Source organism: Amycolatopsis sp. NPDC088138 (assembly GCF_044741685.1).
Lineage (GTDB): Bacteria > Actinomycetota > Actinomycetes > Mycobacteriales > Pseudonocardiaceae > Amycolatopsis.
On record NZ_JBIUTB010000004.1, the window covers coordinates 393,206 to 413,964 of the forward strand.

A 20,759-nucleotide genomic window follows, 5' to 3' on the forward strand; every position below is an offset into this window, starting at 1 on the left:
GCCGGGGAGCGGCACGCTGTCAACACGTAGTTGACTTCTCGTCAAGAGAGTGACTCCGGTTGCGGGCAACCGAAGTTTCGCGTCAACGACTGTCGTTACGCAACCGGAACAACCCGCCGGTAACTTCCCGGCGCCGGGACGCGACGAGACGGCAGGGGGTCCGTGTGACCGGGGGTAGGAACAGATGACCGAAGACGGCGCGCCGATCCGGCCGGCCGGACGCTGGGTGAGCGTCCGCCTGCAGCATCGTCACGTCAGCTTCGACGACGCCTTCGAGCCCGACGAGCCGCTGCCCGACGGCGACTGCGCGGACGAGGCTTCCGTGTCCTACTCCGGCATCGTGATCGCCAGCTACGACGAGGGCGCGAAGATCGCCGAGCGCTGGATCCCGCTCGGCGTCGACCCGTCCGAAGCCGACGACGAAGAACTCATCGAGCAGTTGCGGGAAGCCCTTCTCTGGCAAGCGGGGCGCCCGCCCCAGGAAGCGGCCGGCGAGTGACCTAGGACTCCGTGCGCAGGCCTTCGAACGCCACCTTGCACACCGCGTCCGCCACTTCGGTCGCCGACGAGCCGCGCCGCGGTCGGTACCACTCGATCAGCGAGTTGACCATGCCGAAGATGAGCCGCGCGGTCACCGCCGGGTCGACGTCCGGGCGGATGTCGCCCTCGGTTTCCGCCTGCTTCACGAGGTCCGTCACCAGAAGGTCGAATTCGCGCCGTCGGGCCAGCGCGGCGCGCTCCACCTTCGTGTTGCCGCGCACCCGCAGCAGCAGCGTGACGAACGGCAGCCGGTCGGCCAGCACCAGCACGCTGCCGCGCACCAGGTGCTCCAGCCGGTCGACGGCCCGTCCGTCCAGTTCGGTGGCCTCCGCGGCGACGGCGAACAGCCCGTCCAGGGCCCGGTCCACCGACAGCCGCAGCAGTTCTTCCTTGCTGGGCACGTGGTGGTAAATGGCCGACTTCGTGATGCCGAGCTTGCGGGAGAGGTCCTCCATGCTCGTGCCGTCGTACCCGCGTTCGTTGAACAGCTTCACCGCCACCTGCAGCAGTGATTCGAGGTCGTAACCGGGACGCCCGCGCCGGGGTGCCGTCACGGTGTTTCCCGCTGGTCGACGATCCGCCGCATCTTGCCCATCGACCGCTCGAGCGTGTCCGGGTCGACGACGTCCACCGACACCGTCACGCCGACTCCGTCCTTGACGCCCGCGACCAGCGAAGCAGCGGCCTGCTCGCGCGCGGAAGCCGAAGCGTCGTGCCGGGCTTCGACCAGCACGGTCAGGTGGTCGAGGCGCCCGCGGGTGGACCGGACGAGCTGGAAGTGCGGGCTCAGCGCCTCGGTGCGCAGCACGATCTCCTCGATCTGCGTCGGGAAGACGTTGACCCCGCGCAGGATGATCAGGTCGTCGGTGCGCCCGGTGACCTTGTCCATCCGCCGGAACGCCGGCCGCGCGGTGCCCGGGTTCAACGCCGTCAGGTCGCGGGTGCGGTAGCGGATGATCGGCAGCGCCTGCTTGGTCAGCGACGTGAAAATCAGCTCACCGGTTTCACCGCTGCCCAGCACGTTCTCCTCGAAGGGGTCGATCACCTCGGGGAAGAAGTGGTCCTCCCAGATGTGCAGGCCGTCCTTCGTCTCGACGCACTCCTGCGCGACACCCGGGCCCATCACCTCGGACAGCCCGTAGATGTCCACGGCGTCGATCGCGAACCGCTCTTCGATCTCCGCGCGCATCTGCTCGGTCCACGGCTCGGCGCCGAAGATCCCGACCTGCAGGGAACTCGCGCGCGGGTCGACACCCTGGCGCTCGAACTCGTCGAGCAGCGTCAGCATGTACGACGGCGTCACCATGATGATCTCGGGCCGGAAGTCGGTGATCAGCTGCACCTGCCGCGCCGTCATCCCGCCGGACGCCGGAATCACCGTGCAGCCCAGCTTTTCCGCGCCGTAGTGCGCGCCGAGCCCGCCGGTGAACAGGCCGTAACCGTACGCGTTGTGCAGTTTGTGGCCCGGACGGCCGCCCGCCGCGTGGATCGAGCGGGCCATCACCGTCGCCCAGGTGTCGATGTCCTGCTCGGTGTAGCCGACGACGGTCGCCTTGCCGGTCGTGCCGCTGGAGGCGTGGATGCGGCGCACCTGGTCCTGCGGCACGGCGAACATCCCGAACGGGTAGTTCTCGCGCAGGTCCTGCTTGGTGGTGAACGGGAACTTCGCGAGGTCGGAGAGTTCCTTGCAGTCGTCCGGGTGGACGCCAGCCTCGTCGAACTTCTTCGTGTACGCGGGCACGTTCGTGTAGGCGTGCCTGAGTGTCCACTGCAGACGTTCGAGCTGCAGCGCGGCCAGCTCGTCGGCGGAGAGGTTCGCCTCGATCATGCTTCGTCCCGTTTCCCGGAGATGACGCGGCTGCGGCCGCGGAATTCGGCGACGATCTCCGGCCCGGCGGGGGTCTCCCGGTGCACCGTGACGTCGTAGATGCCGTTGCGGCCGTAGCAGGTGCGCTCGGTGGCCGTCGCGACGAGGTGGTCGCCGAGCCGGCCGGCGGCGACGAAGTTGATTTCGGCGCCCGCGGCGACGGTGACCGGGCCGTGGGTGTTGCAGGCGCAGGCGAAGGCGGTGTCGGCGAGCAGGAAGACGTAACCGCCGTGGGCGATGTCGTGGCCGTTGACCATCGACGCGGTGATCGTCATCGTCGCCACCGCGCGCCCGTCGCCCGCCTCGACGAGGTCGATGCCCAGCGCGCGGGACGCCTCGTCGGCAGCGAACATGGTGTGCGCGGCGTTGGTCAATGCACCCTCCGAATTGACTGACCGAATGGACGGTCACCTGGTGGTGCGGCTCAGTAAAGGCAGAGGTCCGGGCCGGTGTCAAGCGCCGGGCCTTCCGATCTCGGCGGCCAGCGGCTACGATGGGAATTACTGAACGTCCGGTAGGTAATTCGGTGGAGAGGTCGGACTCGATGGGTTTGCTGCGCAGCTACGTCTCGGGCGAGTGGCACACGGCGGCGGAAGACGGTGTCCCGCTGCACGACGCCACGACCGGCGAAGAGGTCGCCCGGGTCTCGTCGGCGGGCGTCGACTTCGCGGGTGCCCTGGAGTACGGCCGCCGCGTCGGTGGCCCGGCGCTGCGCGAGCTGACGTTCCACCAGCGTGCCGCGCTGCTCAAGGCGCTGGCGTCGCACCTGCGCGAGCACCGCGAGGAGCTGTACGCACTCTCCGCGAAGACCGGCTCCACGCTGGGTGACTCCAAGTTCGACATCGACGGCGGCATCGGCGTCCTGTTCAGCTACGCCTCCAAGGGCAAGCGCGAGCTGCCGAACGACACCGTCTACGTCGAGGGCAACGTCGAGCCGCTGAGCAAGGGCGGCACCTTCGTCGCCCAGCACATCGCCACTCCGCTGCGGGGTGTCGCGGTCCAGATCAACGCGTTCAACTTCCCCGTCTGGGGCCCGCTGGAGAAGTTCGCCCCGGCGTTCCTCGCGGGCGTCCCGAGCCTGGTCAAGCCCGCGAGCCAGACGGCCTACCTGACCGCGCGGCTGGTCGAGCTGATCGTCGAGTCGGGCATCCTGCCGGAGGGCTCGCTGCAGTTCGTCGCCGGCAGCGTCGGCGACCTGCTCGACCACGTGACCGCGCAGGACCTGGTGTCGTTCACCGGCTCGGCGTCGACCGCGCAGAAGCTGCGCGCGCACCCGGCGATCATCCGCAACGCCGTCCGCTTCAACGCCGAGGCCGACTCGCTGAACTGCTCGATCCTCGGCCCGGACGCGCGTCCCGGCACCACCGAGTTCGACCTCTACGTCAAGCAGCTGACCTCGGAGATGACGGTCAAGGCGGGCCAGAAGTGCACCGCGATCCGCCGCGCGTTCGTGCCCGCCGACCTGCTCGATGACGTCGCGGCGGCCGCGTCCGCGCGGCTCGCGAAGGTGACCGTCGGCAACCCGACGGCCGAGGGTGTCCGGATGGGCGCGCTGGCCAGCCTGGAGCAGCGCGAAGAGGTCCGGCGCTCGCTCAAGGCCCTGCTCGACGCGGGCAGCGTCGTGTTCGGCGACCCGGAGAAGGTCGACGTCGTCGACGCGGACGCCGAGCGTGGCGCGTTCCTCTCGCCGGTGCTGCTGAAGGCCGACCCGGAGCGCTCCGAGCCGCACGAGGTCGAGGCGTTCGGCCCGGTCTCGACGCTGCTGCCGTACACCTCGACCGAGCAGGTCATCGAGCTGGCGGCGCGCGGTGGCGGCAGCCTGGCCGGCTCGATCGTCAGTGCCGACAAGGAGTTCGTGCGTGACGTCGTTCTCGGCGCGGCGCCGTACCACGGCCGGCTGCTGGTCCTGGACGCCGACGACGCCAAGGAGTCCACCGGGCACGGTTCGCCGATGCCGCAGCTGGTCCACGGCGGCCCCGGCCGCGCGGGCGGCGGCGAGGAGATGGGCGGCATCCGCGGCGTGCTGCACCACATGCAGCGCACGGCCGTGCAGGGTTCGCCCGCCGTGTTGAGCGCCGTCACCGGCCGCTGGGTCACCGGCGCGCCGCGCACCGAAGGTGACGTCCACCCGTTCCGCAAGTCCCTGGCCGAGCTGAAGATCGGCGACTCGGTGGTCGCCGGGCCGCGCACGGTCCTGCAGTCCGACGTCGACCACTTCGCCGAGTTCACCGGCGACACGTTCTACGCGCACACCGACCCCGAGGCCGCGGCCGCGAACCCGCTGTTCGGCGGGATCGTCGCGCACGGCTACCTGGTCGTTTCGTTCGCGGCCGGTCTGTTCGTCTCACCCGAGCCCGGCCCGGTCCTGGCCAACTACGGCCTGGAGAACCTGCGGTTCCTGACGCCGGTCAAGGTGGACGACGCGCTGACCGTGACCCTGACCGCCAAGCAGATCACGCCGCGTATCGACCAGGAGTACGGCGAGGTCCGCTGGGACGCCGACGTGACCAACCAGGACGGCGACTCCGTCGCGAAGTACGACGTCCTGACCCTCGTGTCGAAGGAGCAGCCGTGACCGCTGTTGAATCGCTTGAAGAGCAGTTCGAGGCCGTCATCGAGCGCGACCAGCGCATCGAGCCGCGCGACTGGGTGCCCGAGGGCTACCGCAAGACGATGGTCCGGCAGATCGCGCAGCACGCGCACTCGGAGATCATCGGCATGCAGCCCGAAGGCCGCTGGATCACGCGCGCGCCTTCGTTGCGCCGCAAGGCGATCCTGCTGGCCAAGGTGCAGGACGAGGCCGGCCACGGGCTCTACCTGTACTCGGCCGCGGCGACGCTCGGCGCCGACCGCGCGGACCTGACCGACAAGCTGATCACCGGCAAGCAGAAGTACTCGTCGATCTTCAACTACCCGACGCTGACCTTCGCCGACGTCGGCGTGATCGGCTGGCTGGTCGACGGCGCGGCGATCTGCAACCAGGTGCCGCTGTGCCGCAGCTCTTACGGGCCGTACGCGCGGGCGATGATCCGCATCTGCAAGGAAGAATCGTTCCACCAGCGGCAGGGGTACGAGCTGCTGATGACGATGATGAAGGGCACCCAGCAGCAGCGGGACATGGTCCAGGAGGCCGTGAACCGCTGGTGGTGGCCGTCGCTGATGATGTTCGGCCCGCCGGACGCCGACTCGCCGAACACCGCGCAGTCGATGGCGTGGAAGGTCAAGCGCCACACCAACGACGAGCTGCGGCAACGTTTCGTCGACATGTCGGTGCCGCAGGCTTCCGCACTCGGCGTCACGTTCCCGGACCCCGGCTTGAAGTGGAATTCCGAGCGGGAGCACTACGACTTCGGCGCCGTGGACTGGGACGAGTTCAAGAACGTGCTGAAGGGCAACGGCCCGTGCAACACCTCGCGGGTCGCCCACCGGCGTCGCGCCCACGACGACGGCGCGTGGGTCCGGGAAGCCGCCGTGGCGCACGCCGAAAAGAAGGGTTCGCGATGAAGCACGACTGGCCGTTGTACGAGGTGTTCGTCCGGGGCAAGCGCGGGCTGAACCACGTGCACGTCGGCTCGCTGCACGCGGCCGACGACGAGATGGCGCTGCACCACGCGCGTGACCTGTACACGCGGCGCAACGAAGGCGTGTCGATCTGGGTCGTGCGCGCCTCCGACATCACGGCGTCCTCGCCGGACGAGAAGGACCCGTTCTTCGCGCCGAGCGGCGACAAGGTCTACCGGCACCCGACGTTCTACGACATCCCCGAGGAGGTGCCGCACATATGAGTTTCGACAACGTCTACGAGTCGCTGACCGAAGAGAACGACGCCCGCTGGGCGTTCGGCACCGGCTTCGAGGACCCGCTGTCCGGAGTGGACACTTCGGTGCCGTCCGGTGTGGACGGTGCGCAGCTCGCGGCGTACTGCCTGATGCTGGGTGACGACGCGCTGATCTTCTCGCACCGGCTGCAGGAGTGGTGCACGAACGCGCCCGAGCTGGAGGACGAGGTCGCGATCGCGAACATTGGCCTCGACCTGCTCGGCCAGGCGCGGCTGCTGCTGGCGCGCGCCGGCAAGGCCGACGGCTCTTCGCGTTCGGAGGACTCGTTCGCGTTCGACCGCGTCGAAAACGAGTTCCGCAACGTCCGGCTCGCGGAGCTGGGCGGCGGCCACTTCGGCCACCTGATCGCGCGGCTGTTCGTGTTCTCGACGTGGCGCCTGGCGCTGCTGCAGCGGCTGGTGTCGTCGGTGGACCCGGTGCTGGCGGCGATCGCGGACAAGGGCGTCAAGGAAGTCACCTATCACCGCGACTACGCGGGGCAGTGGCTGGTCCGGCTCGGCGACGGCACCCCGCTGTCGCGCGAGCGGATGCAGGAAGGCCTCGACGCGGTCTGGCCGTACGTCGGCGAGCTGTTCCGCACCCACCCGCTCGAGCTGGTGGACGCGGCTTCGCTGCGCCCGGAGTTCGATCTTGTCCTGGACCAGGTGCTTTCCGCGGCGACACTGACTCGGCCTTCTTCCGGTGACATCGCCGGTGTCTCGGGCCGGACGGGCCGCGACGGCGTCCACACCGAACAGCTGGGGTTCCTGCTGGCGGAGCTGCAGAGCGTGGCCCGGGCGATGCCGGACGCGAAATGGTGACCGCCTCTTTGGTCGCTGCCACGGTCACCGACCCCGAGCTGCCGATGCTCACGCTGGCCGACCTGGGCGTGCTGCGCTCGGTGTCCGAAGAGGACGGCCGCGTGGTCGTCGCGATCACGCCGACGTACACCGGCTGCCCGGCGATGGACACCATGCGCGACGACCTGGAGCACGCGCTGGTCGGCGCGGGTTACGCGGACGTCGAGATCCGGACGCAGCTTTCGCCGTCGTGGTCGTCGGACTGGATCACGTCGGAAGGCCGTCGCAAGCTGGCCGAAGCGGGGATCGCGCCGCCGGGCGCGGCACCGCGACGGTCGGGCCCGATCCCGCTGACGTTGTCGGCGCCGGTGTCGGCGGTGCCGTGCCCGCTGTGCGGGTCCGCGGACACGGAGGAGCAGTCCCGCTTCGGCGCGACGGCGTGCAAGGCGCTGCGGCGCTGCCGGTCGTGCCAGGAGCCCTTCGAGCACGTCAAGGAGATCTAGGTGGCGTTTCACCCCTTGAAGGTCGCGGGCATCGCGCGCCTGTGCGACGACGCGGTCGCCGTGACGTTCGACGTGCCCTCCTCGCTGGCCTCGGACTTCGACTTCAAACCCGGCCAGTCGCTGACGCTGCGGCGTTCCGTGGACGGCCGCGACGAGCGCCGTTCGTACTCGATCTGCGCGGCGGCGGGCACGGCGCCGCGAGTGGGCGTCCGCCTGGTCCCGGGCGGGCTGTTCTCGTCGTGGCTGCTGAACGACGTCCGCGCGGGCGACACGATCGAGGTCGCCCCGCCGACGGGTTCGTTCACCCCGGATCTGTCCGAGGGCGGCCACCACGTCCTGATCGCGGCGGGCTCGGGCATCACGCCGGTGCTGTCGATCGTGTCGTCGCTGCTGGCCACGCCGGACGCGACGGTGACGGTGCTGTACGGAAACCGCCGCACGGACACGGTGATGTTCGCGGACGAGCTGGCGGACCTGAAGGACCGCGCGCCGTCGCGCTTGGAGCTGATCCACGTGCTGTCCCGCGAGCCGCGCGAGGCGGAGCTGTTCACCGGCCGCCTGGACGTCCCGAAGCTGCGGCAGCTGTTCGGCTCGCTGGTTCCGGTGTCCGAAGTGGACCACTGGTGGCTGTGCGGCCCGTTCGAGATGGTGACGGGCGCGCAGGAGCTGCTGACCTCGCTCGACGTGCCGCGGTCACGGATCCACCAGGAACTGTTCTACGTCGACACCCCACCGGCGCCGGTGACCCACGACGACCCGGCGGTGGCCGGCGAATCGTCCGAGGTCCGCATCGTCCTGGACGGCCGCTCGTCGACGGTGACGCTGCCCCGTTCGACGTCCGTCCTGGACGGCGCGCAGAAGTTCCGCCCGGACCTCCCGTTCGCCTGCAAGGGCGGCGTCTGCGGCACGTGCCGGGCCCGGGTCACGGAGGGCAAGGTGGACCTGCGCCGCAACTTCGCCCTGGAGGACGCCGAAGTGGCGGCGGGTTTCGTGCTGACGTGCCAGTCCTACCCGGTCTCGGAGACGGTCACGGTGGACTACGACGCCTGAGACCTCCCTGGCTGTCCACAGGCGTCCTCACTTGTGGACAACTCGGCCTTCCAGGCCCGTTTCCCCGGTTCCAGACGGTGGGCGCCAGTAGACTGGACCTGGGGACGCCCCCCTGGGAGTGGCGGGGGAGTTTCGGCGGGGTTCTCGGCGGTGGGCCCAAAAGCATGCGGCGCCTGTCGACGTGGGAGGGGCGCTCGGCCTCGGTGGCGCTGCCGACAGTCGCGTCGGCCAGGACATCGGCTCTGTGGAGAGCGGCCGAAGTGCGCCCAAGCTGTGTGCGGCAGGGCGGTATGGGCGAAACCAGGACCGTCGTCCCGAAGGCCGGCGTCAGAGCATGCGGCGCCGTCGGCGTCGGCGAGCAGGGCCGGGGTCGGCCGGCTCGATCGCGGGGGCCGGCTCCGTGAGGCCCAGCATCTCCGCCGCCAGCTGCTGGGAGCTCGCGAAGGCGCCCGTCGGGACCTCGCGCGCCCGGCGCAGCGCCGACGGGCGGAGGCGGTTGTAGCCGCGGACCGTCACCGGGCGGCGCTGGCGCAGCTCGTACGCCGGCTCTCCTGCCAGCTCCGTCGCCAGCTCGCGGTCGATCAGGATCGTGCCCGGGCGGGCCACCGACGTCAGGCGGGCCGCCAGGTTGACCACCGAGCCGTAGACGTCGCCGAAGCGGTTCAGGACGCGGCCGGACGCCATGCCCGCGCGGACGGCCGGGATGCTCTCGTCCGCGGACGTGCGCTCGGTCAGGGCCAGCGCGATCTCCGCCGCGGCCACCGCCGTGTCGGCGACGAACAGGACCTCGTCGCCGATCATCTTGACCACCCGGCCGTGGTGCTCGGCGATCGTCTCCGTCGCGAGCAGCTCGAACGCGTCGAGCACCCGGCTCAGCTCGTCCTCGTCGATCTGGCGCGTCAGGCGCGTGTAGCCGACCATGTCCACGAAACCGACCACCTGGGTGCGCGTCTCGAGGTTCTCGTCCGGCGCCGCGAACGCCCGGCCGGCGTACGCCGCCAGGTGCCGGCGCCAGACGAAGTTCTGCACCTGCTCGAGCTCCGGCAGCAGCCGGTCGACGAGCCGGGCCACCTGGCGCTCGCTGCGGCCCAGCTCCGGCTGCTCCTTGATCAGCTCGAACAGCATGTCGACCTGCCACTCGGCCAGCCGCGACAGGTGCTGGCCGAGCGCGCGCGTCACCGCCACCTCGATGCTCGGGTCGATCAGCCCCGACTGCACCAGCTGGTCCGCCGTCCGCATCGCTTCGACGTCGGCGTCGGTGAAGACCACCTCGTCGTCGGCGACCGTCGCGAACCCCAGCGCACGCCAGAGCCGGCGCGACCGGTCGTCGGGCACGCCGGCCTTCTCGGCCACTTCGAGCCGGGTGTACTTCCGCCTGCCGCCGAGCAGGATGCGCTCGAGCCGCTGCTGAAGTTCTTCACTCGGATCGGTCACGCTCAGGTCGTGTGGACGATCAGCACGTCCACACCGGACTTGCGCGCCACCTCCGACGGCACCGAGCCGAGGATCCGGCCCGCGATCGTGTTCAGCCCGCGGTTGCCGACCACCAGCAGGTCCGCCTCGCGCTCGTGCACGACCTTGCGCAGCGAGTCGACCGGGTCGCCCTTCACCGCGATGGTGTCGATCTTCTCGGCACCCGCGCGCACCGCCCGGTCCCGCGCGGACTGCAGCGTGTCCTCGGCCGGCGCCGAGCCGACGACCTGGTAGGCCTCGTCACCCAGGACGTCCTGGGCCTTGTCGACGTCGGTCTTGCTGGCCGGGTAGAACGCGCACGCGATGACGAGCGTCGCGCCCGCGTCGCCGGCCACCGCCGCCGCGCGGTCCACCGCCGCGAACGACGACTCCGAGCCGTCCGTGCCCACCACCACGGTCCGATATGCCGCACCCATGCGCAAAACCTCCAGGTGATCCCGCGTGAGCAGGGACGACAGCCGGTCGGAGTCGACCGCGCAGGTTCGTCCGCGCTCGTGTCGGGTGGAAGGTTACTCGCCAGTCGCTTTCTGCGCTCCGCTTGGCCGCGGACTGGGCTTCGGGGCGGGCTTGGGCGTGGGCTTCGCGGCGGGCTTCGGCTTGGGAACGTCCGAGGCCCGGATCCGGATGGTCTCCTCGACGTCGCCCACCGGCTTCGTTTTCCCGGTGTCGGATTCGGCCGCCTGGCGGTCCGGTTTCAGGTCCGCGGCCTTCAGATCGGTCGTGACCTCCGCCGGCACCTTCACGTCGTCGCCCAGGACGGTGTGCGCCTCGGCGAGCACCGCCCGCGCCGCGCGGACCTGCTCGGCCAGCCCGCCACGCACCTTGCGCAGCGAGTCGACACGTTCGTTCGCCTGGGTGATCCGCCGGTTCGACTCCTCGGTCGCCGTCGTGACGCGGCGGCGCGCCTCGTCGGCGGCCTCCGCGAGCCGGGCGTTCGCCTCGTTGAGCGAGTCCTGACGGCGCTTGTTCGCGTCCGCGACCGACTCCCGCTGACGGCGTTCGATCTCGGCCTTCGTGGAGGTCTCCTCCTCGAGGATCTTCGCGCGGATGTCGGCGGCGTCCTGGGTGGCCTCCTGGACGCGGCGCGCGGCCTCGGCCTTGCTCGCGGCCTCCTGCTCGGCCAGCACGCGCATCGCCTCGGTGCGGCGCGAAGCCATCGCGATCTCGAAGTCCTCTTCGACCTTCGTCCGCCGGTCCGACGACTCGGTGTCGAGCTTCGTGCGCGCGGCCTCGGCCTTGTCGGTGATCTCCGTGGCCTCGGCGCGGGCGTCCTCGAGCACCTTGCGGTGCTCCGCCTCCATCTCCTTGCGGCGCAGGTCGAGCTCGGTGAGCAGCTGCTCGTAGCGGGCGCGCATGGCGCTCGCGTCCGTCTCGGCCTTGGCCCGGATGTGGCCGGCCTCGGCCTCGGCACGGGCCCGCGTGTCCGCGGACTCGTCCTGGGCAAGGCGCAGCATCCGCTGCAGCCGCTCCGAGAGGCCTTCGACGCTGGTGGGCGGCTGGGCCAGCCGGTCGACCTGCCCGCGCAGGTCCGCGATCTCGCCGCGCGCGATCTCCAGCTGCCGGGCCAGGTCGCCGGCCTGCGCGATGGCGGCGTCCCGATCCGCGGTGAGCATCTTCAGGTCGGCGTCCAGCCGTTCGAGGTGCTCGTCGACCTGTGCTCGGCTGTACCCGCGCTTCGCCACGTCGAAGCCGGCTCCCAGCGGCACAAGCTCCCGTTCATCGCCAAGGCTCATGCGCCTACCGTAGTCGCAGCCGGGTCACGGAAGGGTGAGCACCCGGGGCCTGCGCCGAAAGTGCCGCCCGATGCGGCGAAAGGATCTTGCCGGATCGGGCCGGATCCGGGTGGATCCCGACGCCGCGATCCGGCTCCCTTCCGTTCAGGCGCCGCGAAAGGCGTTGATCCCGTCGAGGTGCTTCGCGCGCTTCTCCTCGTCGCGGACGCCGAGGCCTTCCTGCGGTGCGAGCGCGAGCACGCCGACCTTGCCCTGGTGCGCGTTGCGGTGGACGTCCAGCGCGGCCTGCCCGGTCTCCTCGAGCGAGTACGTCTTCGACAGCGTCGGGTGGATCAGGCCCTTGGCGATCAGCCGGTTCGCCTCCCAGGACTCGCGGTAGTTCGCGAAGTGGGAGCCGATGATCCGCTTCAGGTTCATCCACAGGTAGCGGTTGTCGTACTGGTGCATGTATCCCGAGGTCGACGCGCAGGTGACGATCGTGCCGCCCTTGCGCGCGGCGTAGACGGACGCGCCGAACGTCTCCCGGCCCGGGTGCTCGAACACGATGTCCGGGTCCTCGCCGCCGGTCAGCTCGCGGATCTTCGCGCCGAGGCGCTGCCACTCCTTTGGGTCCTGCTCGGTGTCGCTCTTCCAGAACTTGTACGCCTCGGCGCTGCGGTCGATGATCAGCTCGGCGCCGAGCTTCCGGCAGATCGCGGCCTTCTCCGGGCTGGACACGACGCACACCGGGATGGCGCCGCCGTTCAGCGCGTACTGCGTCGCGTAGGAGCCGAGGCCGCCCGAGGCGCCCCAGATCAGGACGACGTCACCCTGCTTCATGTCCGCGCCGTTGCGCGAGACGAGCTGGCGGTAGGCGGTGGAGTTGACCAGCCCGGGGGAGGCGGCCTCCTCCCAGGTGAGGTGGTCCGGCTTCGGCATCAGCTGGTTCGCCTTGACCAGCGCGACTTCGGCTAGCCCGCCGAAGTTCGTCTCGAAGCCCCAGATCCGCTGCTCGGTGTCGAGCATCGTGTCGTTGTGCCCGTCCGGGCTCTCCAGCTCGACGTTCAGGCAGTGCGCGACGACCTCGTCGCCCGGCTTCCAGTTGTGCACCCCGACGCCGGTGCGCAGCACGACGCCGGACAGGTCCGAGCCGACCACGTGGTAGGGCAGGTCGTGCCGCTTCGCCAGGGGCGAGAGCTTGCCGTACTTCTTGAGGAACTTGAACGTGGGGATCGGCTCGAAGATCGACGTCCACACGGTGTTGTAGTTGATCGCGCTCGCCATCACGGCGACCAGCGCCTCGCCGGGGCCCAGCTCCGGGACGGGCACCTCGTCCACGTGCAGCGACTTGCGCGGGTCCTTGTCCCGGCTTTCGAGGCCTTCGAACATGTCGACCTCGTCCTCGTGGACGGTCACCCCCCGGTAGCTCTCGGGCACGGGCAGCGAGCCGACCGCGGCGGACTCGCCGTTCAGGATGGCCTGCTGGATCTCGCCGAGCTGCGTCATCGGTTCCTCCGGAAATGGGGGTCAACGGCGTTGGCGGCAGAAATTACTCGCCGGTAACTCTGGCCTGCAACTGTACGAGACGAGCAGCACGATTACACCCTCAACTGTGACGGACCAATCTTGACCGGCTGGCCAGTCAAAGCGGATGATCGAGGTAGGGAACACATCCCGACCAGCAGGATCACCTACGGAGGTGAGCACGAATGAGTGAAGTCTCTACGCGCGCATGGACCCGGCCCCACGACTGGGCCGAGGTCGTCATCGGGGTCGTCGCCGCTCTTTCACCCCTTTGGCTGAGCACGGACAGCACCGTGATGTGGACGATGGTCGTCCTGGGAGCGCTGATCGCCCTCGACGGCCTGGTTTCCCTCGGGGTGCCCGGGGCCGTCTACGGCGAAGGCATCCAGATCGCACTCGGCGTGCTGCTCTTCATCGCGCCGTGGGTGATGGGATACACCGAGTTCAACGGCGCGTCCTGGACGTCCTGGATCGCCGGGGTGCTGACGGTCGTCGCCGGCGCGGCAGCGATGCCGGTCGCGAGCGCCGCGCACCGCACGGCAGGCCAGCACTGAGCGACCAGGAGGCACCGGAATGACCGAGGATTCGGCGAAGGAGCGCATTCTCTGCGCAGCCGAGGCACTCTTCGCCGAATCCGGCTTCGACGCCACCCCGACCTCCCGCATCGCGGAGCGGGCCGGGGTGCCGAAGGGGCTGGTGCACTACTACTTCCGGCACAAGGCGGACCTGCTGACGGCGCTGGTCGAGCGTCTCCCGGACGAACGCATCGAGCCGGCGGTGGTCGTCGTCCCCGGCGACCTGGCCGGCAGCCTGCGGCGGCTCGTCCGCGAACTGGACCACCGCTTCAGCCGGTCACTCGGGCTCTCGCACCTGCTGTGGCGCGAGGCCGACACCCACCACGTCGTCCGCGACGCCCTCCACGAGCGCTTCCAGGTACTGGTGCGCCAGGTCCGCTCGGTGATCCTGGCGGCCACCGGCGGCCGGTTGCCGGTCGTCGACGTGGACCGCGCGTCAGGCCTCCTCGCCCGCGCGGTCAGCCACCGGCACGCGACGGCGAGGCACGCGGAGAACGACCTCCCCGCCGAGTTCGACGGCGAGCTCACCTTCATCGCGGAATCGCTGGCCGCCAAGGTCGCGCCCGCTTAGGGCCGGTGCCGCCGATGGCGACGGCCGGCCCCGAGTTCGGTGGCGTGGGGCGGACGGGCGTGCGCCGACGAACCTTCGCGCCCGGCGTAGCCGCTGCGGTGGCCACCGGCCGCGGTGGCGGCTGACCGGCGGTGCGGGTCACGCTTCCCCGCCCCGCCCCGCCCCGCCCCGCCCCGCCCCGCTTGTGTCACGCGCGCGCAGAGCTTTTCGCGCCGAACCTGTTGTGCCGGAACGGGTGCGCTCAGTGCGCGGAGCCGTCCTTGGCCGGTTCCACCAGTTCGACGAGCACGCCGCCCGCGTCCTTGGGGTGGACGAAGTTCACCCGGCTGTTGGACGTGCCGCGCTTCGCGTCCTGGTACAGCAGGCGCAGGCCCTGGCTGCGCAGGGCGGCCGCCGCCGCGTCCACATCGGACACGCGGTACGCCAGCTGCTGCAGCCCCGGACCGCTCTTCGCCAGGAACTTGCCGATCGCCGAGTCGTCGCGCAGCGGGGCCAGCAGCTGGATCTGCGTCTCCGTGCCCGCCGTGCCGGGCGCGCGCAGCATCGCCTCGCGCACTCCCTGCTCTTCGTTCACCTCCTCGTGCGCCACTTCGAGGCCGAAGTGCGCGCGGTGGAACTCGATGGCCGCGTCGAGGTCCGGGACCGCGATGCCGACGTGGTCGATGGCCGTCACGAACGGCCGCAGGGCGTCATTCATGGAGGCAGGATAGGGGGCCGCGGCCTCGCGGCGAGGCGGAATCGTCGCGTGCCCCGCCTCACACTGGCTCCATCAAGAAGGCACTGCCCCGGGTATGGTCGAACGAACTGCCCATGCGCCGAAGCTTGGAGGACGCCGTGTCCGGTTCCGTGATCCTGGGTGCCGCCCGTACACCGATCGGGCGCCTGCTGGGGTCCCTCAAGGACTTCACGGGCGCACAGCTGGGCGGGGTCGCCATCAAGGCCGCCCTCGAACGCGCCGGGGTCGCCCCGGACGCGGTGCAGTACACGATCATGGGCCAGGTGCTGACCGCCGGCGCCGGCCAGATCCCGGCCCGCCAGGCCGCGGTCGCGGCGGGCATCCCGATGAGCGTGCCCGCGCTGACGATCAACAAGGTCTGCCTCTCCGGCCTCGACGCCATCGCGCTGGCCGACCAGCTGATCCGCGCCGGCGAGTTCGACATCGTGGTCGCCGGCGGCCAGGAGTCGATGACCCAGGCGCCGCACCTGCTGCCCAAGTCCCGCTCCGGCTTCAAGTACGGCGACACGACCCTCGTCGACCACATGGCCTACGACGGCCTCTTCTGCGCCTTCGACCAGGTCGCCATGGGCGCCTCGACGGAGAAGTACAACTCCCGCTACGGCGTCACCCGTGAACAGCAGGACGCGTTCTCGGCGCGCTCCCACCAGCGGGCGGCGGACGCCATCAAGAACGGTTACTTCGCCGACGAGATCGCGGCGGTCTCCATCCCGCAGCGCAAGGGCGACCCGGTCGTCTTCGACACCGACGAGGGTGTCCGCGCCGACACCACGGCCGAGGGCCTCGCGAGGCTGCGCCCCGCCTTCGCCTCCGACGGCACCATCACCGCCGGCTCGGCGTCGCAGATCTCCGACGGCGCCGCCGCCGTGGTCGTCGCCAGCAAGGCCAAGGCCGAGGAGCTGGGCCTGACGGCGATCGCCGAGATCGGCGCGCACGGGGTCGTCGCCGGGCCGGACGCGAGCCTGCACGAGCAGCCGTCGAACGCCATCCTCGCCGCGCTGGCGAAGGAGAAGCTCGCCGCCGACGCGCTCGACCTGATCGAGATCAACGAGGCGTTCGCCGCCGTCGGCCTGGTGTCGACCGACAAGCTCGGCGTCGACCCGGAGAAGGTCAACGTCAACGGCGGTGCCATCGCACTCGGCCACCCCATCGGGGCGTCCGGGGCGCGGCTGGCCGTGCACCTGATCCACGAGCTGCGCCGCCGCGGCGGCGGGCTCGGTGCCGCCGCGCTGTGCGGTGGCGGCGGCCAGGGCGACGCCCTGCTGCTGCGGGTGCCGACCGCGTAGGTGACCGCACCACTCGACCTCGACGACCTGGTCGGCCGCGCGCGGGACGGGCAGCCCCGTGCCGTCGCGCGGCTGCTCTCGCTCGTCGAGGACGCCCACCCCCGCGTCGCGGAGATCGCGCGGGCGCTGACCCCGTACACCGGGCGGGCCCGGATCGTCGGGCTCACCGGACCACCCGGCGTCGGCAAGTCGACTTCGACCTCGGCCCTGCTCACCGCGTTGCGCGCGGAGGGCAAGCGGGTCGGGGTGCTCGCGATCGACCCGTCTTCGCCGTTTTCGGGCGGGGCGCTGCTCGGTGACCGGATCCGGATGACCGAGCACGCCACCGACCCCGGCGTGTTCATCCGGTCGATGGCCACGCGCGGCCACCTCGGCGGGCTCTCGTGGGCCACGCCGCAGGCGGTGCGCGTGCTCGACGCGGCAGGCTTCGACGTGGTGCTGATCGAGACCGTCGGGGTCGGGCAGTCCGAAGTGGACGTCGTGAAGCTGGCCGACACCACCGTGGTCCTGCTCGCGCCGGGCATGGGCGACGGGATCCAGGCCGCGAAGGCCGGGGTGCTGGAGATCGCCGACGTCTTCGTCGTCAACAAGGCCGACCGCGACGGCGCGGACGCCACCGTGCACGACCTCAAGCAGATGATCTCGCTGGCGCGCCGGGAGATCCGGGGACCGAGCTGGCGCCAGCCGATCGTCCGGACGGTCGCGGCCAAGGGGGAAGGTGTCGACGACGTGGTCCGCGCGCTCGCCGACCACCACGCCTGGCTGGTCGCGCACGACGAGCTGGGCCGCCGCCGGGTGGCGCGGGCTCGCGACGAGGTCGAGGCCATCGCGCTGCGGCGGCTGCGCGCCGAGCTGGCCGACCTGCGCGGTGGCGGCCGGTTGGCGGGGGTGGCCGAGCGGGTCGTGGCCCGGGAACTGGATCCCTTCGCCGCGGTCGACGAGCTGATCGCGGACCTGCGCGGCTGACACTCGGCGTCTCTCCCCGCGGATCCGCCGCTCGCGGGCCAAGTCGCCGACGAGTCGGCGGAGCACCGTTAATACTCCTTGCCGCGGAACACTTCTGTGTGTCGTCATGATTCTCCCTTCGCCGTGCGGCGCTTTGCCGCGTGATCGACATCGTGCTCAGGGGGTCCGACAATTTCCGGGGGTCGTTGCCGCGGTTCACCCGACCGGATGACATGGACGACTTTCGCCGGTTATTCCTGTCGGTGCCGCGCCCTAGACTGCGGGACGCTCCGGAACCGGGCGATCACTGGGAGGGCGTGCAGGATGAAGAAAGCACTGGTCACCGCGCTGGCGGTCGGCGCGTTGTTCGCGGCCGGGAGCGGCGTCGCCGCCGCGGACGACACCCCGCCACCGCCGAAGACCACACACGGCCCCTGCGAGTACACCGAGACGCCGGACGAGCCGGCTTCACGGCCGGTGCCGCTGCCGCCCGACCCGCGGCACACCCCGAACCACGGCAAGGTGGACGTCGCGGTCCCGACCAGCCAGGGCGCGCTCCCGCTGCGGCTGGACCGCGCGGAGGCGCCCTGCACCGTGCAGAGCTTCCTGCACCTCGCGCAACACCGGTTCTACGACCACACGGTGTGCCACCGGCTGACCTCGTACCCGACGCTGAAGGTTCTGCAGTGCGGCGACCCGAGCGCGACCGGGGAGGGCGGGCCGGGCTACAAGTACAAGGACGAGCTGCCGGTGGACCTGCCGCCGGCGCCGACCGACCCGACCGGCGCCCGTCGCGTCTACGCGCGAGGGTTGCTGGCCATGGCCAACGCGGGCCCGGCGACGAACGGCTCGCAGTTCTTCGTCGTGTACGGCGATTCCGCGCTGCGACCGGACTACACGGTGTTCGGCACGGTCGGCGCCGCCGGGTTGAAGACGCTCGACAAGGTCGCCGCCGGCGGCATCCAGCCGACCGCCGAGGACCCGGCGCCGGTGGACGGGACGCCGGTCCTGAAGACGGAACTGCTCCGGGTGCGGCCCGACTGCTGGTTCTGACGGGTACCGCGGGCCACCTCGGACGGGGTGGCCCGCGGGCTCGGGACGGGATTGGCCTGGGTGGGCTGGAAGTCGTGCGGTTGGGGTCGGGACTGATGTGGTCGGGGCCGGATGTCGTGTGATGGGGCGCGCGATTGGTGTGATGGGCTGGGAGTCGCGTGATGGGGCGTGGGACTGATGTGGTCGGGGCCGGACGTCGTGTGATGGGCGCCGGATTGGCGTGATGGGGGCCGGAAGCCGCGTGATGGGGCGCGCGACCTGCTTGATGAGGCCCGGAAGTTGTGATGGTGCGCGGGACTGGCTTGGTGAGGCGCGGAAGTTGTGATTGGGCGCGGGATTGGCTGATGGGGGCCGAAACTTGCGTGATGGGGTGCGGGACTGGGTGTGGTCGGGGCCAGGGCGCGTGGTAGGCCGGATTGGCGTGCTGGAGGCCGAGAGTCGCGTGGTTGGGCGCGGGATTGGCTTGCTGGAGGCCGGAAGTCGCGTGATCGGGGCCGGAAGTCGTGTGAGTAGGGGCGGAACTCGCGCGTGGCGGCGGGATTGGCGTGCTCGAAGAGGTATCACGCGTGATTGAACCGGCATCACGTGTGATTGGAGAGGCATCACGTGTGATTGGAGGGTCGACTCGCGTGCTTGGAAGGACGACACGCGTATCTGGGTGGACGACACGTGTGCCTGGAGGGTCGACTCGCGTGCTTGGAAGGACGACACGCGTATCTGGAAGGACGACACGCGTACCTGGGTGGACGACTCGCGTGCTTGGAGGGTCGGGTTGCGTACCTGGGGGGTCGACTCGCGTGCTTGGAGGGTCGGGTTGCGTACCTGGGGGGTCGGCTTGCGTGCCTGGAGGGTCGGGTTGCGTGCCTCGGGAGTCGGGTGGGTGTGGGTGCCTGGGGAGTTGGGGGCGGGGTTAGGTGTTGATTTCCCAGAGGGCCTCTATCAGGGTTTGGACTGCGCTCGCGAAGGCGTGCTTGGGCGGGGCGGCGTAGCCGACTATCAGGCCTCCTGGGCGGTTGGTGTCCATCCAGTAGGTGCCTAGTCCTTCGATGCCGATCGCGCGGCGGCGGCAGGCCGCCAGGGCCTCGGTTTCGGTGGGGCCGTCGGACGGGAGCATCAGCAGGAGGTGCAGGCCCGCCGCTATGCCGTGGGGGCGTACGGAGTCCGGTAGGGCCGTCAGGAGGCGGGCGCGGCGGGAGCGGTACTCCGCGCGGCTGCGGCGGACGTGCTGGTCGTAGCCGCCCGAGTCGATCAACTCCGCTAAAGCCAGCTGGTTCAGGATTGCCGGGCGGGAACCGCTGTCCGCCATGGCTGCGCGGACCGGTTCGACCAAGGCACGAGGCAGGACCAGCCAGGCCAGGCGGAGTGCGGGGGCGAGGGTTTTGCTGGCTGTACCTGCGTAGACGACTCGTTCTGGGGCCAGGGCCTGCAGCGCACCGACCTGCTGGTGGTCGAAGCGGAACTCGCCGTCGTAGTCGTCCTCCACGATCAGGGCGCCCGAGCGGGCCAGCTGTGTGCGGCGGTGCGGGGCCAGCGTGACACCGGTGGGGTACTGGTGCGCCGCGGTGACGACCACTGCCGGACTGTCCAAAGCGGACACGTTGATGCCGTGTTCGTCGACGTCGACGCCGATGACGCGGGAGCCCTGTGCCGCGGCGATGTCGCGGTACATGTGCAGGGACGGGTTTTCGAAGGCCATCTCGTTGACGCCGAGGCCGGACAGCGCCCGCGCCAGGACGGCGATCGCGTGGGAATAGCCGTGGCACACCACGATCCGGGCCGGGTCCGCGACCACTCCGCGGCTGCGCGCCAGGTACGCGGCCAGCGTGTCGCGCAGTTCCGGGGCGCCCAGCTCGGACTCGTAGCCGAACGCCGCCGCGGGGGTGCGCAGCAGCGCGCGGCGGGTCGCGGTGATCCAGGCTTGGCGGGGGAACGCCGTCAGGTCCGGGCGGCCCGGCCGCAGGTCCCAGCGCGGGGCCGGGTCGCGGGGCGCCTGCCGCGGCGCGGACTGGGGGAGCGCGCCCGCCGTCGCGACCCGGGTCGGCGCGCCCTGGGCCGTGCGCAGGTAGCCCTCGGCGGCCAGGTCGGCGTAGACGCGGGTGACCGTGCCGCGGGCGACACCCAGGTCCTGGGCCAGTGCCCGGGTCGACGGCACCGCCGCTCCCGGCTGCCAGCGGCCTTCGCGGATGGCCGCCCGGATCGCCGCGGCCAGGCCGGTGCGCCCGGTCTCCGGCTGCCAGTCGAGGTGGACGTCGAGGCCCGAACTGGTCCACGAATCTGCCATACGACTGGACCATACCCGTGGGCCA

General features: G+C 70.8%; 21 protein-coding genes. 12 read left to right on the forward strand and 9 right to left on the reverse strand.

The annotated features are described in order from the left end of the window. The first annotated feature begins 184 nt into the window (after positions 1 to 184). Complete coding sequence (locus tag ACIOD2_RS23190) at positions 185 to 499, forward strand: hypothetical protein (protein ID WP_400541460.1); 315 nt, start codon at positions 185 to 187, stop codon at positions 497 to 499. Position 500: 1 nt separating this feature from the next. On the opposite strand, the gene ACIOD2_RS23195 is transcribed toward ACIOD2_RS23190, so the two are convergent. Genes ACIOD2_RS23195 through paaI form a run of 3 tightly spaced genes read right to left on the reverse strand, consistent with a single transcriptional unit; the run spans position 501 to position 2,760 of the window. Further along, on the reverse strand, positions 501 to 1,094 hold the full coding sequence (locus ACIOD2_RS23195) for a TetR/AcrR family transcriptional regulator (protein WP_392761466.1): 594 nt from the start codon (positions 1,092 to 1,094) through the stop codon (positions 501 to 503). Beyond that, positions 1,091 to 2,368, reverse strand: a complete 1,278-nt coding sequence (gene paaK / locus ACIOD2_RS23200) for a phenylacetate--CoA ligase PaaK (protein ID WP_400541464.1) — start codon at positions 2,366 to 2,368, stop codon at positions 1,091 to 1,093. Before paaK ends, ACIOD2_RS23195 begins: the two co-directional genes overlap by 4 nt. Then, complete coding sequence (paaI, locus tag ACIOD2_RS23205) at positions 2,365 to 2,760, reverse strand: hydroxyphenylacetyl-CoA thioesterase PaaI (RefSeq protein ID WP_400543192.1); 396 nt, start codon at positions 2,758 to 2,760, stop codon at positions 2,365 to 2,367. The genes paaK and paaI overlap by 4 nt, the downstream gene beginning before the upstream one ends. Before the next feature lie 191 nt (positions 2,761 to 2,951). Here paaI and paaZ point away from each other — a divergent pair, with 191 nt between their 5' ends. The 6 genes from paaZ to paaE are packed head-to-tail and all read left to right on the forward strand — an operon-like array spanning position 2,952 to position 8,578. Next, positions 2,952 to 4,982: a phenylacetic acid degradation bifunctional protein PaaZ gene (gene paaZ / locus ACIOD2_RS23210; protein ID WP_400541467.1), complete on the forward strand. Its 2,031-nt coding sequence runs from the start codon at positions 2,952 to 2,954 to the stop codon at positions 4,980 to 4,982. Continuing rightward, positions 4,979 to 5,911: a 1,2-phenylacetyl-CoA epoxidase subunit PaaA gene (gene paaA, locus ACIOD2_RS23215; protein ID WP_400541470.1), complete on the forward strand. Its 933-nt coding sequence runs from the start codon at positions 4,979 to 4,981 to the stop codon at positions 5,909 to 5,911. Before paaZ ends, paaA begins: the two co-directional genes overlap by 4 nt. Beyond that, a complete protein-coding gene (gene paaB, locus ACIOD2_RS23220; RefSeq protein ID WP_323332469.1) occupies positions 5,908 to 6,192 on the forward strand; it encodes a 1,2-phenylacetyl-CoA epoxidase subunit PaaB in 285 nt (94 codons plus the stop codon). The genes paaA and paaB overlap by 4 nt, the downstream gene beginning before the upstream one ends. After that, complete coding sequence (gene paaC / locus ACIOD2_RS23225; protein WP_400541474.1) at positions 6,189 to 7,046, forward strand: 1,2-phenylacetyl-CoA epoxidase subunit PaaC; 858 nt, start codon at positions 6,189 to 6,191, stop codon at positions 7,044 to 7,046. The genes paaB and paaC overlap by 4 nt, the downstream gene beginning before the upstream one ends. Then, a complete protein-coding gene (gene paaD, locus ACIOD2_RS23230; protein ID WP_400541477.1) occupies positions 7,040 to 7,528 on the forward strand; it encodes a 1,2-phenylacetyl-CoA epoxidase subunit PaaD in 489 nt (162 codons plus the stop codon). The genes paaC and paaD overlap by 7 nt, the downstream gene beginning before the upstream one ends. Continuing rightward, positions 7,529 to 8,578, forward strand: a complete 1,050-nt coding sequence (paaE, locus tag ACIOD2_RS23235) for a 1,2-phenylacetyl-CoA epoxidase subunit PaaE (protein WP_400541480.1) — start codon at positions 7,529 to 7,531, stop codon at positions 8,576 to 8,578. A 327-nt stretch (positions 8,579 to 8,905) separates the two neighbouring features. Here paaE and ACIOD2_RS23240 read toward each other — a convergent pair whose 3' ends face one another. From ACIOD2_RS23240 to ccrA, 4 genes are all read right to left on the reverse strand, one after another. Then, positions 8,906 to 10,012 carry an adenylate/guanylate cyclase domain-containing protein gene (locus tag ACIOD2_RS23240; RefSeq protein ID WP_400541483.1) on the reverse strand — a complete coding sequence of 369 codons (1,107 nt, stop codon included), beginning with the start codon at positions 10,010 to 10,012 and terminating at the stop codon, positions 8,906 to 8,908. A 2-nt stretch (positions 10,013 to 10,014) separates the two neighbouring features. After that, positions 10,015 to 10,467: a universal stress protein gene (locus ACIOD2_RS23245; RefSeq protein ID WP_392761446.1), complete on the reverse strand. Its 453-nt coding sequence runs from the start codon at positions 10,465 to 10,467 to the stop codon at positions 10,015 to 10,017. 93 nt (positions 10,468 to 10,560) lie between these two features. Next, entirely contained in the window at positions 10,561 to 11,757 is a 1,197-nt protein-coding gene (locus ACIOD2_RS23250; RefSeq protein ID WP_400543195.1) for a chromosome segregation protein, read from the reverse strand. A gap of 171 nt (positions 11,758 to 11,928) precedes the next feature. Continuing rightward, complete coding sequence (gene ccrA / locus ACIOD2_RS23255) at positions 11,929 to 13,269, reverse strand: crotonyl-CoA carboxylase/reductase (protein WP_400541487.1); 1,341 nt, start codon at positions 13,267 to 13,269, stop codon at positions 11,929 to 11,931. A gap of 203 nt (positions 13,270 to 13,472) precedes the next feature. Here ccrA and ACIOD2_RS23260 point away from each other — a divergent pair, with 203 nt between their 5' ends. Both ACIOD2_RS23260 and ACIOD2_RS23265 read left to right on the forward strand, forming a co-directional pair. Continuing rightward, entirely contained in the window at positions 13,473 to 13,841 is a 369-nt protein-coding gene (locus tag ACIOD2_RS23260; RefSeq protein ID WP_323332483.1) for an SPW repeat protein, read from the forward strand. 19 nt (positions 13,842 to 13,860) lie between these two features. Beyond that, on the forward strand, positions 13,861 to 14,433 hold the full coding sequence (locus tag ACIOD2_RS23265) for a TetR/AcrR family transcriptional regulator (RefSeq protein WP_400541491.1): 573 nt from the start codon (positions 13,861 to 13,863) through the stop codon (positions 14,431 to 14,433). Between the two features lie 241 nt (positions 14,434 to 14,674). On the opposite strand, the gene mce is transcribed toward ACIOD2_RS23265, so the two are convergent. Next, complete coding sequence (gene mce / locus ACIOD2_RS23270) at positions 14,675 to 15,130, reverse strand: methylmalonyl-CoA epimerase (protein ID WP_323337399.1); 456 nt, start codon at positions 15,128 to 15,130, stop codon at positions 14,675 to 14,677. A 137-nt stretch (positions 15,131 to 15,267) separates the two neighbouring features. Here mce and ACIOD2_RS23275 point away from each other — a divergent pair, with 137 nt between their 5' ends. The 3 genes from ACIOD2_RS23275 (at position 15,268) to ACIOD2_RS23285 (ending at position 18,453) form a co-directional block, all read left to right on the forward strand. Next, positions 15,268 to 16,455, forward strand: coding sequence for an acetyl-CoA C-acetyltransferase (locus ACIOD2_RS23275; protein ID WP_400543198.1), 1,188 nt, complete (start codon positions 15,268 to 15,270; stop codon positions 16,453 to 16,455). Next, on the forward strand, positions 16,456 to 17,421 hold the full coding sequence (gene meaB, locus ACIOD2_RS23280) for a methylmalonyl Co-A mutase-associated GTPase MeaB (protein ID WP_400541495.1): 966 nt from the start codon (positions 16,456 to 16,458) through the stop codon (positions 17,419 to 17,421). Between the two features lie 303 nt (positions 17,422 to 17,724). After that, positions 17,725 to 18,453: a peptidylprolyl isomerase gene (locus ACIOD2_RS23285; protein ID WP_400541498.1), complete on the forward strand. Its 729-nt coding sequence runs from the start codon at positions 17,725 to 17,727 to the stop codon at positions 18,451 to 18,453. Between the two features lie 910 nt (positions 18,454 to 19,363). On the opposite strand, the gene ACIOD2_RS23290 is transcribed toward ACIOD2_RS23285, so the two are convergent. Continuing rightward, complete coding sequence (locus ACIOD2_RS23290) at positions 19,364 to 20,734, reverse strand: PLP-dependent aminotransferase family protein (RefSeq protein WP_400541501.1); 1,371 nt, start codon at positions 20,732 to 20,734, stop codon at positions 19,364 to 19,366. Between the last annotated feature and the right edge of the window lie 25 nt (positions 20,735 to 20,759).